Source organism: Mycobacterium sp. IS-1590 (genome assembly GCF_001500025.1).
GTDB lineage: Bacteria > Actinomycetota > Actinomycetes > Mycobacteriales > Mycobacteriaceae > Mycobacterium.
Map to the genome: position 1 here is coordinate 1 of NZ_LQIW01000014.1, position 15264 is coordinate 15264.

General features: G+C 63.8%; 15 protein-coding genes. 6 read left to right on the forward strand and 9 right to left on the reverse strand.

Annotated features, from left to right (window positions below):
- On the reverse strand, positions 1-1166 hold a 1166-nt coding region (locus tag AU197_RS12265), incomplete at its 3' end, for an IS30 family transposase (protein WP_064403010.1).
- Positions 1167-1308: 142 nt separating this feature from the next.
- Here AU197_RS12265 and AU197_RS12270 point away from each other — a divergent pair.
- Complete coding sequence (locus AU197_RS12270; protein ID WP_156434391.1) at positions 1309-2745, forward strand: MFS transporter; 1437 nt, start codon at positions 1309-1311, stop codon at positions 2743-2745.
- Positions 2735-3151 (forward strand): MarR family winged helix-turn-helix transcriptional regulator, encoded by a 417-nt coding sequence (locus AU197_RS12275; RefSeq protein WP_064402982.1) that lies wholly within the window; start codon positions 2735-2737, stop codon positions 3149-3151. Before AU197_RS12270 ends, AU197_RS12275 begins: the two co-directional genes overlap by 11 nt.
- On the opposite strand, the gene AU197_RS12280 is transcribed toward AU197_RS12275, so the two are convergent.
- Positions 3148-4716: a phytoene desaturase family protein gene (locus AU197_RS12280; protein ID WP_082696639.1), complete on the reverse strand. Its 1569-nt coding sequence runs from the start codon at positions 4714-4716 to the stop codon at positions 3148-3150. The two genes, AU197_RS12275 and AU197_RS12280, sit on opposite strands and share 4 nt — an antisense overlap.
- Positions 4713-4961, reverse strand: coding sequence for a DUF2630 family protein (locus AU197_RS12285; protein WP_064402984.1), 249 nt, complete (start codon positions 4959-4961; stop codon positions 4713-4715). The genes AU197_RS12280 and AU197_RS12285 overlap by 4 nt, the downstream gene beginning before the upstream one ends.
- Before the next feature lie 30 nt (positions 4962-4991).
- Between AU197_RS12285 and AU197_RS12290 the strand changes: the two genes are divergently transcribed.
- Positions 4992-5366: an FKBP-type peptidyl-prolyl cis-trans isomerase gene (locus AU197_RS12290; protein ID WP_064402985.1), complete on the forward strand. Its 375-nt coding sequence runs from the start codon at positions 4992-4994 to the stop codon at positions 5364-5366.
- Position 5367: 1 nt separating this feature from the next.
- On the opposite strand, the gene AU197_RS12295 is transcribed toward AU197_RS12290, so the two are convergent.
- From AU197_RS12295 to AU197_RS12320, 6 genes are all read right to left on the reverse strand, one after another.
- Positions 5368-6711: a HAMP domain-containing sensor histidine kinase gene (locus AU197_RS12295; protein WP_064402986.1), complete on the reverse strand. Its 1344-nt coding sequence runs from the start codon at positions 6709-6711 to the stop codon at positions 5368-5370.
- Entirely contained in the window at positions 6711-7424 is a 714-nt protein-coding gene (gene prrA, locus AU197_RS12300) for a two-component system response regulator PrrA (protein ID WP_064396416.1), read from the reverse strand. The genes AU197_RS12295 and prrA overlap by 1 nt, the downstream gene beginning before the upstream one ends.
- A gap of 88 nt (positions 7425-7512) precedes the next feature.
- Complete coding sequence (locus tag AU197_RS12305; RefSeq protein WP_156434392.1) at positions 7513-8307, reverse strand: hypothetical protein; 795 nt, start codon at positions 8305-8307, stop codon at positions 7513-7515.
- A gap of 64 nt (positions 8308-8371) precedes the next feature.
- Complete coding sequence (locus tag AU197_RS12310; RefSeq protein WP_064402988.1) at positions 8372-8860, reverse strand: DUF6197 family protein; 489 nt, start codon at positions 8858-8860, stop codon at positions 8372-8374.
- A gap of 23 nt (positions 8861-8883) precedes the next feature.
- Complete coding sequence (locus AU197_RS12315; protein WP_064402989.1) at positions 8884-9528, reverse strand: response regulator transcription factor; 645 nt, start codon at positions 9526-9528, stop codon at positions 8884-8886.
- Positions 9516-10820: a sensor histidine kinase gene (locus AU197_RS12320; protein ID WP_064402990.1), complete on the reverse strand. Its 1305-nt coding sequence runs from the start codon at positions 10818-10820 to the stop codon at positions 9516-9518. The genes AU197_RS12315 and AU197_RS12320 overlap by 13 nt, the downstream gene beginning before the upstream one ends.
- Positions 10821-11407: 587 nt before the next feature.
- On the opposite strand from AU197_RS12320, the gene AU197_RS26270 reads away from it, so the two are divergent.
- The 3 genes from AU197_RS26270 to AU197_RS12330 all read left to right on the forward strand — a co-directional run bounded on the left by AU197_RS26270 (position 11408) and on the right by AU197_RS12330 (position 15236).
- Positions 11408-11635: a hypothetical protein gene (locus tag AU197_RS26270; protein ID WP_156434393.1), complete on the forward strand. Its 228-nt coding sequence runs from the start codon at positions 11408-11410 to the stop codon at positions 11633-11635.
- A gap of 326 nt (positions 11636-11961) precedes the next feature.
- The gene (locus AU197_RS12325) at positions 11962-12357 is read left to right on the forward strand and encodes an MmpS family transport accessory protein (RefSeq protein WP_231744908.1); all 396 of its coding nucleotides are present in this window, start codon (positions 11962-11964) and stop codon (positions 12355-12357) included.
- On the forward strand, positions 12354-15236 hold the full coding sequence (locus AU197_RS12330; protein ID WP_064402992.1) for an MMPL/RND family transporter: 2883 nt from the start codon (positions 12354-12356) through the stop codon (positions 15234-15236). The genes AU197_RS12325 and AU197_RS12330 overlap by 4 nt, the downstream gene beginning before the upstream one ends.
- Positions 15237-15264: the final 28 nt, after the last annotated feature.

Below are 15264 nucleotides of genomic sequence, written 5' to 3' on the forward strand. Positions count from 1 at the left end.
GCGGGGGTGTCGAGGTTCAGGGTGGGTCGGGGTCGTTTGTTGAGGGTGTCTTGGATGCGTTGCAGATCGGCCTTGGAATGCACGCGCAGGTCGGTGCCCTTTTCGAACCAGAACCGTAGGAGCCGGTTGGTGTTCTCGTTGCTGCCACGCTGCCAGGGCGAATGGGGATCGCAGAAGTAGACCGGTGCCTGCAGTTGCAGGCTGATGTCTTGCCAGCCGGCCATCTCTGAGCCGCGGTCCCAGGTGATGGTGCGGCGCAGCGCAGCCGGCAGCTGGCTCATCGCCGCGATCATCGCGGTGGCCACCGATTCGGCGGTGTGATCGTTGGGCAGGTGCAGCAAGATGGTGAACCGGGTACTGCGCTCGACCAGCGTGCCGATCGCACTGCCACAGCCGCTGCCCAAGATGAGGTCGCCTTCCCAGTGCCCGGGTACGGCCCGATCATCGACTTCCGGGGGACGCTTGCTGATGGTGAGCACATCGCTAAACGGTGGGCGTCGCGGCGCGGCATCGCGTGATTTACGTGCCATACGTTTGGTCGAGAGCCGCTTGTGCAGATCAGCGCGCAGCTGCCCGCGGCCTTGGACGTAGAGGCACTTGTAGATGGTTTCGTGACTCACCCGTGCCAGCCTGTCATCGCGGTGATCGCGGGCCAACACGTCGGCGATCAGCTTGGGGCTCCACCCCTGGTCCATCCACGTGTGGACCTGGGCGCACAACCTGACGTCGTTGAGCTTGAACCCTTTAGGCCGCTTGGCGTTGTGCGCTGCACGGCTGTGCGCCATGCGGGCGTGGTAGTCCCCATCAGCATTGCGGTTGCGGCGCCTTTCGCGCCACACAGTGCTGCGATCACGGTCGATCTGCTCGGCAATGGCAGCATCGCTGAGCCCGGCATCAAGGCCACGCATGATCGCGATGCGCTCATCCAAACTCAGGCGATGTCCTTTACCGCCTGGCCCATCAGGATCACCTGGATCAACCACGCCATGGCCAGCACGATTGTTACCCCTCACTAGCTGCATCGCTCCAGCTTCGCGCCACCACAACGTCGCCGCGGTCGTTGACACGCCCATCTCCCGGGCTGCACGCTCCACTCCCACGCCCTGACACACCCGATCAAACAACTCCCGACGCGTCGACCGCGGATGCGGATAACCACTTGGCATATGCAACCTCCAAATCCAGGGATGTTGCACTGACCGTATGAATCCGCGGCGCCCGGAGCGTGACGTAACCCCACACTCGACGTCGCGTATCTCACTGCCAGCTGCCTTGCCGGCCGAACAGTTGTAGTTTCACAATTGTTGGGTGAACGAAACCGTCGTCCGGTCAATGAGCGCTCGGCGCAAGGCCATCATCCTGGTGACTTGCTGCCTGAGCCTGCTGATCGTGTCGATGGACGCGACGATCGTCAACGTCGCGATCCCCAACATCCGCGCCGACCTCAACGCCACCGGGTCCCAGCTGCAATGGGTGATCGACATCTACACGCTGGTGTTGGCGTCGTTGCTGCTGCTGTCCGGTGCGGCCGCCGACCGGTTCGGTCGGCGAGGCACATTCCAACTCGGGCTGACGGTGTTCGCGGTCGCGTCGCTGCTGTGCAGCCTGGCGCCGAACATCGAGACGCTGATCGCCGCGCGCTTCCTGCAGGCGATCGGTGGCTCGATGATGAACCCGGTCGCGATGTCGATCATCACGCAGGTGTTCACCGGGCGGGTGGAACGAGCCCGGGCCATCGGAATCTGGGGCGGGGTCGTGGGCATCTCGATGGCCGCGGGGCCGATCGTCGGTGGTGTGCTCATCGAGTGGATCAATTGGCGCGCGGTGTTCTGGATCAATCTGCCGATCTGCGCGTTGGCGATTCTGCTGACGGTCATCTTCGTTCCGAGATCCAAGTCGCTGACGATGCGCGACGTCGATCCGGTCGGACAGGCCCTCGGCATGGCGTTCCTGTTCGGGCTCGTCTTCGTACTCATCGAGGGCCCGGTCATGGGGTGGACAGACGCTCGTACAGTCGCCGTGGCGGTCGGCGCGGTCGCCGCCTTCGTCGGCTTCCTGGCTTATGAGGCGCGTCGGCGGGATCCGTTCATCGATTTGAGGTTCTTCCGGAGTATCCCGTTCGCATCGGCGACGATGATCGCGGTGTGCGCGTTCGCGTCGTGGGGTGCCTTCCTGTTCATGATGTCGCTGTATCTGCAGGACGAGCGCGGCTTCTCGGCGTTCCACACCGGGTTGATCTATCTGCCGATAGCCGTTGGCGCGCTGGTGTTTTCACCGTTGTCGGGCCGGATGGTCGGGCGGTTCGGGGCTCGGCCGTCACTGTTGATCGCTGGGACACTGATCACGGCGGCGACGGTCATGCTCGCTCAGCTGTCGGCGACGACGCCGGTGTGGCAGCTGCTCGTGATCTTCGCGGTCTTCGGCATCGGGTTCTCGATGGTCAACGCGCCGGTGACGAACGCGGCGGTCAGCGGCATGCCGACCGACCGGGCGGGCGCCGCGTCGGCGATCGCGTCGACCAGCAGGCAGGTCGGCGTGAGTATCGGTGTGGCGCTGTGTGGTTCGGTTGCGGGCGGCGCGCTGGCAGCGACGGGTCCCGGCTTCGCGCAGGCCGCCCGACCGCTGTGGCTGATCTGCGCTGTGCTCGGGGTGGTGATCATCATCCTCGGCTTCTACTCGACCTCCGGACGAGCGTTGCGGTCGGCCGATCGGCTGGAACCGTTGGTGGCGCCCGATGTCCGGTAATCGAGCGGCCGACGAGGCGTGGCGAGCGATGGCTGCCTTCGTCATCGAGAACCACGACAGCTGGAAGCGGGCGGTCGTCGAGCAGTCCGGTCTGCCGTTCAGCAGAGTGCGCATCTTGCGGCGGTTGAGCCGACGGCCGATGACGGTCAAGGAGTTGGCGCACGCGGCGACCATCGACGCGCCGGCCGCCACCGTCGCGGTCAACGACCTGGAAGGGCGCGGCTTGGTGGTGCGTCAGGTGGATCCGGCCAATCGCCGGTGCAAGCGGGTATCGCTCACCGATGCCGGACGCGCCATGGTGGCCAAGATCGACGCGATCGAGGACCCGGCGCCGGAAGCCATGGCGAATCTGGACCAAGCTGAAATCATGGCGCTTCGTCGCATTGTGACCAAGATGCGCTCTTAGCTTTCCAACACCGCCATCGCGGCATTGTGGCCGCCGATCCCCGAGACTCCGCCACCACGACGTGATCCCGACCCGCACAGGAGGATTCGGTCATGCGCGGTCGCCACACCCCAGCGTCGAGCCGGAGTGTCGAGCGGCTCGTCGTCCTCGGCGAACGGCCACGTCAGCCCACCGTGAAAGATGTGCCCACCAGTCATACCGAGCGAGTGCTCGAGGTCGACCGTCATCTTCGCCTCAATGCACAGCCGGCCCGCCGAGTCCTCCATCAGGACATCGTGAATGGGTTCGGCCAGAACGGAATTCAATGAACTGAGCACCGCCGATGTCAATGTGTCCCGCATTCGGTCGGGGTCACCTGACGACACCAGGTGGTGAGGAGTGTGCAGACCGAAGACCGTCAGCGTCTGCGCACCGGCAGCGCGCAGTTCATCGGACAGAATCGACGGGTCGGTCAGCGAGTGACAGTAGATCTCGCACGGCAGCGGGTCCGGTACCGCGCCGTCGACAGCTCGCAGATATGCCGAGTCCAACTGGCTGAACATTTCGTTGATGTGAAACGTCCCGCCGAATGCCTGCTCCGGTGTGACGGTCTGGTCGCGCAACCGCGGTAGGCGCCGCAGCATCAGGTTCACCTTGACCTGCGCACCCGGCGTCGACTCCGACGGCTGCTCACCCAGCAAGCCCACCAACACCGTGGGCGTCACGTTGGCCAGTACCACCTCCCCGCGTACGGAGTGGTCGATGCCATCGCAGTGGTACCGCACTTCACCCTCTGGGTCGAGAGCGTATACCTCAGTGCCGCAGGTTATTTCGGCACCATAGCCGGTGGCGGCAGCAGCCAGCGCACCGGTGACGGCGCCCATCCCCCCGATCGGTACGTCCCAGTCGCCGGTTCCGCCGCCAAGCAGGTGGTAGAGAAAGCAGACGTTCTGAATCAGTGACGGGTCATCGAGGCGGGCGAAGGTTCCGATCAACGCGTCGGTGGCCATCACACCGCGCACGACGTCGTTGTCGACGGCGGAGGAGATCGCGTGCCCGATCGGCTCGTCGACCATCGACCGCCACGCGGTCTCATCACCGACGAGATGTCGCGCCTCGCTGCGGCGGGGCAACGGTTCCAGCAGCGTCGGCCAAATTTGCTCGACGAGGCCACCACACCGGCGGTAGAACTCGGCGAATCGCGGCCCATCGTCGGCCGCGCCGATCGCACCGAACGTTGACGTGGGACCGATCAGCAGTCCAGTGCGTCCGCCGGTCGCTGGATCGGGCGTGTAGGACGAGTAGCGACGACGCACCAAGCGCACCCGCGCGCCGAGGTCGTCGATGATCCGTCGGGGCAACAGGCTGACGAGGTAGGAGTACCGCGACAAGCGGGCGTCGACTCCCTCAAAGGCGTGCGCGGACACCGCCGCACCGCCGACATGGTCGAGGCGCTCCAGTACCCGTACCCGACGGCCCGCCTTGGCCAGGTAGGCAGCCGCAACGAGCCCGTTGTGCCCGCCGCCGACGACGATGACGTCGTATGTCGCCGCCGGAGCGGCTCCGGCGGCGTAACGCGAACTCAGTTGAGGTAGCCCTCGACCTCGTCCGGCGGACGCACTTCGGCTTCCCGCGGGTCACCGCCGGTCTCCCGCAGAGCCCGCCGCTGCCGCAAGAGATCCCAGCACTGGTCGAGCTGCACCTCGACGGCCTTGAGCCGCTTGTGCTCCTCGGACTCGTCGATCTCGCGGTTCTGAAGCTTGGCCCGCAGGTCCTGCTCCTCGGCGACCAGCCGGTTGACCTGGTCGAGAATGTCTTGGTCTTTGGTCACAGCACCAGTCTGCCCGACTACCGTGAGTGCGTGACTTCAAGTTCAGGGCAGAAGCCCGAGATCGAATTCCCCGACGGTCCTCCGCCAACCGAGTTGGTGATCACGGACCTGGTCGTCGGCGACGGAGCTGAAGCGGTGCCCGGCGGCAACGTTGAGGTGCACTACGTCGGCGTGGAATATGACACCGGCGAGGAATTCGACAGCTCGTGGAACCGTGGCGAGTCGATCGGATTTCCGCTGCGTGGCCTCATCCAGGGTTGGCAGGACGGTATTCCGGGGATGAAGGTCGGCGGTCGTCGACAGCTGGTGATCCCGCCGGAGCAGGCCTACGGTCCCGCCGGCGGTGGGCACCGGCTGTCCGGCAAGACGTTGATATTTGTCATCGACCTGTTGGCGACGCGCTAGCTCATTGGTGGCCGGGCAAGCGCAGCAGCAGGCGAGCGCCACCGAGCGGGCTCTCCTCCAAAGAGGCTGTGCCGCGATGCAGTTCGGCCTGTTGGGCCACCAAAGCCAGGCCGAGCCCTGAGCCCGACACCGACGCCGTCGATCCGCGAGAGAACCGTTCGAACACGATCGAGCGCTCCTCCTCGGGGATGCCGACGCCGTCGTCATCGATCGCGATCTCCACACCCGCCCGTGAGCTGACCGCCGACAGTTGAACGCGTGTCGCGCCGCCGTGTTTCACCGCGTTGGCAATTGCGTTGTCGACCGCCAACCGCAGACCTGCGGGCAGGCCCACGATGATCACCGTCGGCGCAGGCACCAACGACACCTCCAGGTCCGGGTAGACCCGCATCGCGTCATGGGCGGCTCGGTCCAGCAACTCCGTGATGTCGACGGGCACGTGGTCGTCGGCGGTCGACAGTTCACCCTGCGCCAGCCGTTCCAGCGCGCCGAGTGTCGCCTCGATGCGCGACTGCGTGCGGATCACGTCGTTGACCACCTCTTTGCGTTGGTCCTCTGGCAGGTCGAGGGTGGACAGCACCTCGAGGTTGGTCCGCATCGCAGTCAACGGCGTGCGCAGTTCGTGGGCGGAGACCGAGGCGAAGTCGCGCGCCGACGCCAGCGCGGCCTTGGTCCGGTCCTGTTCCTTCCACACGCGTTCGACCAGGCCCTTCACCGCCTCGGCGATCTCGACGGCCTCAGTCGCGCCCCGCACCTCGACGTCGGGGTCCTCGTCGCCGGCGTCGATCTGACGGGTTTGTTGCGCCAGGCTCTTGAGCGGGCGCACTGCGAACGCGGCCAGTACCCATCCGAACACCGAGGCGGCGCCGACGGCGAACACGCAGATGATGATCACTCTTCGGTGCAGGTTGTTGGTGTCGGCGATGGTGGCGTCGTAGGTGGCGCCGACGGCCACCGACATCGGCCCGGGGTAGTAGGGGATGTCGACGGTGCGGACCCGATAGCGCACGCCGTCGACGTAGGTGTCGGCGTATCCGGGTTCGAGCTGGGGGAGTACGACATCGGAGTTGGACGTCACCTCGTCACCGCGGTGCACGGTGATGACCGCGTCCTGGTTGGTCGGCGACTTCGGTATCTCGTCCAGACCCCGCGGTAGGAACGGGATCGCGAAGCCGGCGGCTTCGTCGAGCCGGCGGTCGAGGCGTTCCTTGCGGTCGTTGGTGATGCCGACCCAGACGACCGTTCCCACGATGACGACGACGATCGCCGCGCCGATCGCGGTGGCCAGCGCGACGCGGGTGCGCAGCGAGGGAGTTCGGCGGAAGATCCGCGAGAGCACAGACATCACTGAGTTCGGAGCACGAATCCCACTCCGCGAACGGTGTGCAGGAGCCGGGGAGCACCGCCTGCTTCGAGCTTGCGGCGCAGGTAGCCGATGAAGACGTCGACGACGTTGGTGTCGGCGGCGAAGTCGTAGCCCCAGACGAGCTCAAGCAGCTGTGCGCGCGACAGCACGGCCGTCTTGTGCTCGGCCAGCACCGCGAGCAGGTCGAATTCGCGTTTGGTCAGGTCGACGTCGACGCCGTTGACGCGGGCTCGGCGACCCGGAATGTCGACCTCCAGAGGTCCGACCTGGATGGTTTCCGAGGAGAAGGTGGCGGTGGACCCGCGCCTGCGCAGCAGCGCCTTCACGCGGGCCACCAGCTCCTGCAGCACGAACGGTTTGACCAGGTAGTCGTCGGCTCCGGCCTCCAGACCGGCGACCCGGTCGTCGACCGAGCTTCGCGCGGAGAGCACGCATACCGGTACGTCGTTGTCCATTGCGCGCAGCGCGGTGACCACACTGACTCCGTCGAGCACGGGCATGTTGATGTCCAGGACGATCGCGTCCGGTCGGGTCTCGGTGGCGCTGCGCAGCGCCTCCGCGCCGTCGACTGCGGTGGCCACGTCGAACCCGGACAGCCGCAGGCCGCGCTCGAGCGAGGCCAGCACATCGGGATCGTCGTCGACCACGAGAACGCGGGGTGAGGCTCCGCCACTGTCTGTACCACTGGCCATGTAGCCAATCTTGCCTGATTGATGGGCTCAAGCGGGGGAGGCGGTGCAGATGCTTTCGGGACGGCGCACCACGTTGGAGCCGAGCACCTCAGCGCGTTTCGATGACTTGTACGTTGCCGCTTTCTGAGCGAGCTGTGACTACAGGGGCGCCCGCGTCGGTGGTTGTCGCCACAGTCACCCTCGTCTCGCCATCTGGGGGGCCGGATCGGGTGCGCACACGATACGGCTCCGAGCGGGGCATCCCCACAGTTACGTTGCCGCTGGCGATCGCTTCAGTCGTGCGTGGCGCCGCACGGAATTCCACGGAAATGTTTCCGGATTTCGCGGTGGCCGTGAATGATTCGGAAACGGCAATCCTAGTACTGGTGTTGACGTCACCACGGCGGACGTCTACATCTATCAGACGAGCCGATCCACCGAGCGTGACGGTGCCGTCATCGCTCTTCGCGACCAGCTGATCGAGGTCGGCCTCGGAGGTCAGCGTGCCGGCCGAGTGGTTGACCGTCACGCTCAAGAGCCGTCCGACATCTGGCGGCAGGACAACTTTGATCTCGCCGGTGGCGTTGAACCAGAGGAACTCGGAACCGCTGTCGCGCAGGGTGAGCCGGCTGCGGTCCGCCTCGACGGTGACCGCCAGCGGCGGATCGTCGGCCCTTGTCACCATGCGGAGGTCGACGCGTGGCGCTGGGGCCTCGTCCTCGGTAATGAGGCGGACGGCTACGGGAACGTTGCCAGTGTCGATGGTCAGCTGTCGCAGGTCGGTCGGCAGCACAGCGGTATCGGTGATTAGGCGGCTGCCGCTGAGCCCGATTGCCAGAACACCGAGTCCGGCCAGCGTTCCGAGTAAGACCAGTGCTGCGATGACGACGAGGACGACGCGCATCGCGGTACGGCGGCCGCCCGACATTACGAATGGCGGCTGGCAACGACGCCGATCCTGATCACGGCTACTTCTGCTCCTGCGCATCGAGGTGAGCCGCGGCGCGCTTGAGGATCAGAACCGCGTCCGCCCTGGTGGTGTACGCGTCGTCGTTATAGGCCTGCAGGCTCGGCCAGGCCCGAGCGGCGACGGAATTTGCCAGGCGAAGTACCAGGCATTCCAGCCGCTCCACCTGCTCGAGCGCCGCGTAGGACTGCGTGGCGTGCCAGTAGCCCGACGCCGCGCGCAGGGCCCCACCGAGACAGTAACTGCACGGGGACGCTGCGGGCTCGGTGCGCACGACATAGCCACCCCGACCGACATGCTCGGCGCGCACCCGCACCCATTCGCCCGGTGAGTCTGCGTCGGCGCGCAACTCAGCTCCTTCCGCGTCGCGGCAGTAGGTGCCCTGGGTCCACCCGTTTTCGGCCTCGATGAGCCCCAGCGCCTCTTCGATCACCTCTCGGTCGGTCTTCGGCGGCGTCGTCTGAGCGGTTAGGCGGGAGATCGTTGTCATGATTCGTAGTCCTATCTTATGGGTCACGACTCGAGGTAGCGCAGAACAGCGAGGACACGGCGGTTTTCGGTGTCATCGGGCGCCAGCCCCAATTTGGTGAAGATGTTGGCGATGTGTTTCTCGGCGGAACCCGTCGACATATGCAGGGTCGTTGCGATCGACGAGTTGGTCCGTCCTTCGGCCATCAGCTGCAATACCTCGGTTTCGCGGGGGGTGAGCTGATCAAGCGCGCTGCGGCGATGCGATCGCGCGAGGATCTGGGACACCACCTCGGGGTCGAGCAGTGTTCCACCGCCGCCGACGACCGTGACCGCGTCCAGGAACGCCGGTACGTCGGCGACGCGGTCTTTGAGCAGATAGCCGAAGCCGCGGGTGTCCGTCGTGATCAAATCGGCGGCGTAGCGCTCCTCGACGTAATGCGACAACACCAGCACGGGTGACTCGGGATTCTGGCTCCGCAGCAGCGCGGCGGCGCGGATCCCCTCGTCCGTGAACGTCGGTGGCATCCGCACGTCGACGATCACAAGATCAGGGCGAGTATCGTTGACCAGGCAAAGCAGGTTCGTCGCATCAGACACGCCCGCTATCACCTCGTGTCCGGCGTCGGTGAGGATGCGTTCAATGCCGGCGCGCAGCAACGCCGAGTCCTCGGCGATCACGATCCGCACGGCAAGACCGCTGTGACTGTTGTCGGCCCGTTGGGCGGGCTGGAAACCATGAACGTGCCGCGCGCCGCCCGTACCCGCTCGGCCAGCCCCCGCAGTCCGGTGGCGGTCGCGCTGTCGGTGATCTGCGCACCGCCGCGGCCGTCATCGAATACGGAGACACGGAGCTTGTTTTCGGCCTCGTCGAGTCGCACCGTGACGGCGGCCCGCGATGCGTGTGCATGCTTTGCGGTATTAGTGAGTGCCTCGGCGACGACGAAGTAGGCGACTGATTCGGTCTCAGCGGGGATGCGCCCGGGTAGGTCGATGTTCAGCGTTGTAGGCACCCCGGTGTTCTGGGCGCGCTGCACGACCGAGGAGAGCGCGGCGTCCAGGCCCCGGTCGGAGAGGATCGTCGGTGCGATGCCGCGTACGACGTTACGTAGTTCCACCAGAGCGGTTTTCGCATCTTCGTGTGCCTCGGCAATCAAAGCACTGGCGGCGGAGGGGTCGGAGTCGAGCTTGGTTTGAGCCAGGCCGATGGTCATCGCCAGCGACACAAGCCGTGGTTGCACGCTGTCGTGCAGGTCGCGTTCGATGCGGTGCCGCTCGGTCTGGGCCGATGACACCGCGCCCAGCCTGGCGTCGGCGAGCGCATCCAACTCGTGCTGCAAAATCGCGGTTGGCGACGTCGAGAGCAGCAACAGATCGATCTTGGCGTCGAGGGCGGGCGCGAACACCATGATCGCGGCGGCGAACGCAAACGCGATCGAGGCCAACGGCCAGGTCAGCGCGGGCGGAATGTAGGTTAGTCCGGCGGTGTCGCTGTGGTTTGTGGCGGTCGCGGCGGCCGGTGCAAGGAATGCGAACGCCAGCAAGAGGAACGCCAGAGCGACCGCTGCGACGTCGTAGACCATGCGAAGAAAGTGGTGTGCACAGCCCTTCCAGAATGGAGCGCTGCTTATGTCCAACCACAGCTGGTGGAGCCACCCCTGAAGGCCTGTGTTGTGGGATCTTTTTCGGGGCGGTACCGGGATATTCAAGCCGAAGACGGTCTCAGTGCGTATGCGCTCGAGCCATGCGACGCCGCGCATCAGGTACACGAACACGACGACGGCGAGCGCGAAGCCGATCAGCGACGGTATGGCTGAGATGCCGACGAGGAGGATCGCGATCGGCACCCACACCCAAACCACGGCGATCGCAGCGCCTGCGATCATTGACGTACTGGGCATGAAACCGATGCGAAGGCGCGTGGGCCACGTGCTCGCGCCAGTCATGAGCGGCACGGCATCTTGACCCGTCACAGCGACCATATTCACAACGTACGGAACGCTGCGACGAGGCAACATGCCGTTTACCGGACAAAATAGTGGGGGTTAACCCCCTTACAGATTGATTAGCGCCCCTCTAGTGTGCTGGTTCAGGACGTCGGTGCAACGGCGATGAGACGTCCGAGCCCGCGGCCGTATTGGTGATTGGATTAGCCGGATGACGTCGTGATAACCCGCGCCTCGGCGCCGAAGGTGGCAGATGCGCCTAATCCAATGCGCAACATTGGGTATCCGAGATACCGGCATCGGGTTTTCGAACGGCCATACGAAGTGAAGAAACTGATTTCTTGAGTTGATCGCGGAATTAATGGGCTCGGAAATTGCGCTGTACAACCGCCAATTCCTGTCCCCTACCGCGTGATGACTGGTCAATTATCGCCGTGGCCGACACGATGTAGCGTCCAGGTGCTGGGCTCGGCCAAGTCAGGCATCGTATTCCTGCACAAACCAGTGGAAGGCTTCCACGCGCGAGAGCTCGGGTCCGTCCGCGTGAACGACCGAGGTGAGAGCGGAAGCTTTAGACGAAAAGCGAAGTCGCGCAACGATATTGATGTAGAGGAGGACTCTGGTTGGCCATCATCAGCGAACCGGCGCGCAGCCACCCCAACCGAGTTCAACATTTGCCGTCCGGCGACCGGTTGGCCAGATTTTCCGAAGGCCGTAACAGATCGGTCAGTTCGTTCGATCGGCGCGAGCGGACGGCGATCGTTCAATTGGCCGCACTTCGCTCTGTTACTGACGAGCACGTCCGAAAGTTCGCTGCTCGGCCGAACGACTTGAACATCGCGCACGATTGATTTGCGGGCGATGCACAACGTGGGTACCGTGCGTTTACGCATAAGCTATGCATTACGATCCCATATCGCGTTGGGAACGAGTGGATTAGGGAGGCCACGGCCATGCTTTACTCGTCACGTTCGGGTAGTGCTCCCCGAGGCGCTGTACGTTTGCGGTGATCCCGCACGGTATCCTCGGATGCTTGCCGCATCCGAGTTGTCGCCGTCTGGCGAGTCGCCGCCGATGTGTAGTTGCATGTTCGAGCGGTTGACATGGCGACGGGCGTGGGAACGGATGAAGGGGATTCGCGATTTTCAGGGTTCTGAAGCGGCTGTGGATTCCGCTCATGATATTGGTGGTGCTCGCCGCCGGAGGCTTTACGGTGTCTCGGCTGCAGGGCCTCTTCGGCTCGGAGAATCGTCCCTCGTATGCCGATACCCAGCGTGAGGAGAGTCAGCCCTACGACCCCAAGTACATGCAGTACGAGGTGTTCGGGCCCCCAGGAACGGTAGCGACTATCAGTTATTTCGACGTCGACGCCGAACCGCGGCTTGTCGAGGGAGCCAGTCTGCCGTGGTCGTTGAGATTTCCGATCACCGAGGCGGCGGGAGTGGGCAACATCGCCGCCCAAGGCAATAGCGGCAGCATCGGCTGCCGCATCGTCGTGGACGACGAGGTCAAGGCCGAAAGGATCAGGCAGGGCGTAAACCCGTTCACCTTTTGCCTGTTGACGGCCGCATGAGCGCTCACCACACCACCGACCGTCCTCCGTTCATCGCGCGGTGGGTCTATCGGCTCTCGGTGCCCATCATCCTTGCGTGGGTGGCGATTGCCGTCGCCCTGACTGTCGCCGTCCCCCCACTCGAGAAGGTCCAGGAAGAGCACGCGATCTCGGTCGAGCCGCCGAAGGCGCCGTCGATCGAGGCGACGCAGCGGATGAACGAGCACTTCGAGGAAGCCAAGACCGGCAGTGTGGCCATGATCGTCTTGGAGGGGCAGCAACCTCTTGGCGAGGATGCACACCGCTACTACGACGAGTTGATTCGTCAACTGAGGGCCGATCCGGCCCACGTGCTCCACGTGCAGGACTTTTGGGGTGATCCCCTTACATCAGCTGCCGCGCAAAGCGGCGACGGCAAAGCCGCATACGTCCAGCTCAACCTCAATGGCACCGGCGGGGAAGCGTTATCCAACGAATCCGTGGAAGCCGTGCGGGACATCGTGGAGCGGACGCCGGCGCCGCCGGGGGTCCAAGCGTTCGTCACGGGTCCATCGGCGTTCGCCGCGGATTTGGGCCCCGCGGGCAACAGGTCGATCGGCATGGTCACGCTGGTCAGCCTCATGGTGATCTGCACAATGTTGCTCTTCTTCTTCCGTTCGGTCGTAACCGTCGTATTCGTGCTGCTCATGGTGGGCATGCAGGTGCAGCTGGTCCGCGGAGCCGTCGCACTTCTCGGCGATCTCGAGTACATCGGCCTTACGACATTCGTCATCAACCTGCTAGTAGCGCTCGCGATCGCAATCGGAACGGATTACGGCATATTCTTCGTCGGGCGGTATCACGAGGCGCGTCAGGCCGGCGAAGACCGGGAAACGGCCTTCTACACCACCTACCGCAGTGTCGCCAAGGTGGTCTTAGCGTCCGGCATGACCATCGCCGGAGCGGTTTTCTGCCTGAGCTTCGCCCGGCTACCCATTTTTCAAACATTGGGTGTTCCGACAGCCTTGGGCATGGTGGTTGCGGTTGCGGTGGCGCTCACGCTTATTCCGGCCGTCCTTGCCATAGGTAGCCGATTCGGACTGTTCGAGCCCAGGCGGAAGATCGCGGTATATAGATGGCGGCGGTTAGGTACGGCAATCGTCCGGTGGCCGGCGCCCATTCTCGCCGCAACCATTGCGGTCGCTCTGATCGGGTTGTTGGCGCTGCCAGCGTATCAACCCAGCTATAACGATCAGGAGTATATACCCGACGATATCCCGGCGAATGTGGGATTTGCGGCCGCTCAGCGACATTTTCCACAGTCTTTGATGATGGCTCCCGACATTCTTTTGATCGAGTCCGATCACGATATGCGAAATCCGGCCGACTTCCTGGTGTTGAATAAATTGGCCAAAGGCGTCTTGGCCGTGCCCGGCGTTGCCAGGGTCCAAAGCGTGACCCGCCCGGGCGGAGAACCGCTGAAACACACAACGATTCCGTACCTGCTCAGCATGACCCAGGCCTCGCAGGTGCAGTTGCTGCCATTTCAAAAAGCTCGCATGGATGACATGCTCCGCCAGGCCGACGATCTGGGCGAAACCATAGCCATGATGCGTCGCATGTACGGCATCATGCAACAACTCGTCGCCACTACTCAGGATCTGGTTACCCAAACGCACGAGTTGGAATCCATTACCAATGAACTGCGTGATCGCATTGCCAATTTCGACGACTGGTTCAGGCCGATTCGCAATTACTTCTACTGGGAGCCGCACTGCTTCAACATTCCCATCTGTTGGGCGCTCAGATCCGTCTTTGACACAATCGACGGTATCGACCAGATAACCGTCGAAATGCGGGATCTCGTCGAGAATCTCGATCAGCTGGCCGCGCTCATGCCGCAGCTTCTCGAGCAGTTCCCGGCGATGATCGAGAGCATGGAGAATGCACGGACCATGGTGTTGAGCATGCACAGCACCATGTCCGGGATGCTCCTCCAAATGGAAGAGGGCAGCGAAAATGCCACTGCGATGGGCAAGGCCTTCGACGCCGCCCAAAACGACGACTCCTTCTACTTACCTCCGGACGTCTTCGAAAACGAGGACTTCAAACGGGTCATGGACATCTTCCTTTCACCAGACGGGAAGGCGGCTCGAATGCTTATTTCGCAACGGGGTGATCCCGCTACGCCGGAGGGGATCTCGCGGGTCGAGCCGATCAAGACTGCTGCCGAGGAGGCGCTCAAGGGGACCCCTCTTGAAAGTGCCGACATCTATCTCGCCGGCACTGCAGCAGGCGTGAAAGACCTGGTGGATGGCTCCACGTACGACCTTTTGATTGCCGGTGTGGCGGCACTCTGTCTTGTCTTCAGCATCATGCTGATCATTACGCGAAGCTTCATCGCTGCCCTCGTCATCGTGGGTACGGTGACGCTATCGCTGGGCACCGCCTTCGGGCTCTCCGTGCTCATCTGGCAGCACATCCTGGGCATGCAAATCCACTGGGTGGTTCTCGCGATGTCCGTGATTGTCTTGTTGGCAGTCGGTTCTGACTACAACCTCCTGTTGGTGTCCCGGATGAAAGAGGAAGTAAGTGCCGGATTGAACACGGGCATCATCCGGGCGATGGGCGGTAGTGGCAAGGTGGTGACGGCTGCCGGTTTGGTGTTCGCCTTCACCATGTTGTCGATGTTGGTGAGTGAGCTTCGCACGTTGGGACAATTGGGTTCAACGATCGGACTCGGGCTGCTGTTCGACACGTTGGTTGTTCGCGCCTTCATGACGCCATCGATCGCCGCGCTCCTGGGACGTTGGTTCTGGTGGCCGCAGCGGATTCGCCCGCGGCCTGCCAGTAGTATGCTGCGGCCGACCGGTCCTCGTCCGCTGGTACGTTCCCTCCTGCTGAGGCAGGAAGAGCGTTAATTCCAATGATCGCCTTTACCTTCGGTCT

Coding starts and splice junctions, on each gene's coding strand:
- AU197_RS12310 (WP_064402988.1), bottom strand. CDS start 8,860: ATGACAACGATCTCCCGCCTAACCGCTCAGACGACGCCGCCGAAGACC.
- AU197_RS12325 (WP_231744908.1), top strand. CDS start 11,962: ATGATATTGGTGGTGCTCGCCGCCGGAGGCTTTACGGTGTCTCGGCTG.
- AU197_RS12305 (WP_156434392.1), bottom strand. CDS start 8,307: ATGCGCGTCGTCCTCGTCGTCATCGCAGCACTGGTCTTACTCGGAACG.
- AU197_RS12320 (WP_064402990.1), bottom strand. CDS start 10,820: ATGGTCGCTGTGACGGGTCAAGATGCCGTGCCGCTCATGACTGGCGCG.
- AU197_RS12330 (WP_064402992.1), top strand. CDS start 12,354: ATGAGCGCTCACCACACCACCGACCGTCCTCCGTTCATCGCGCGGTGG.
- AU197_RS12275 (WP_064402982.1), top strand. CDS start 2,735: ATGTCCGGTAATCGAGCGGCCGACGAGGCGTGGCGAGCGATGGCTGCC.
- AU197_RS12295 (WP_064402986.1), bottom strand. CDS start 6,711: ATGTCTGTGCTCTCGCGGATCTTCCGCCGAACTCCCTCGCTGCGCACC.
- prrA (WP_064396416.1), bottom strand. CDS start 7,424: ATGGCCAGTGGTACAGACAGTGGCGGAGCCTCACCCCGCGTTCTCGTG.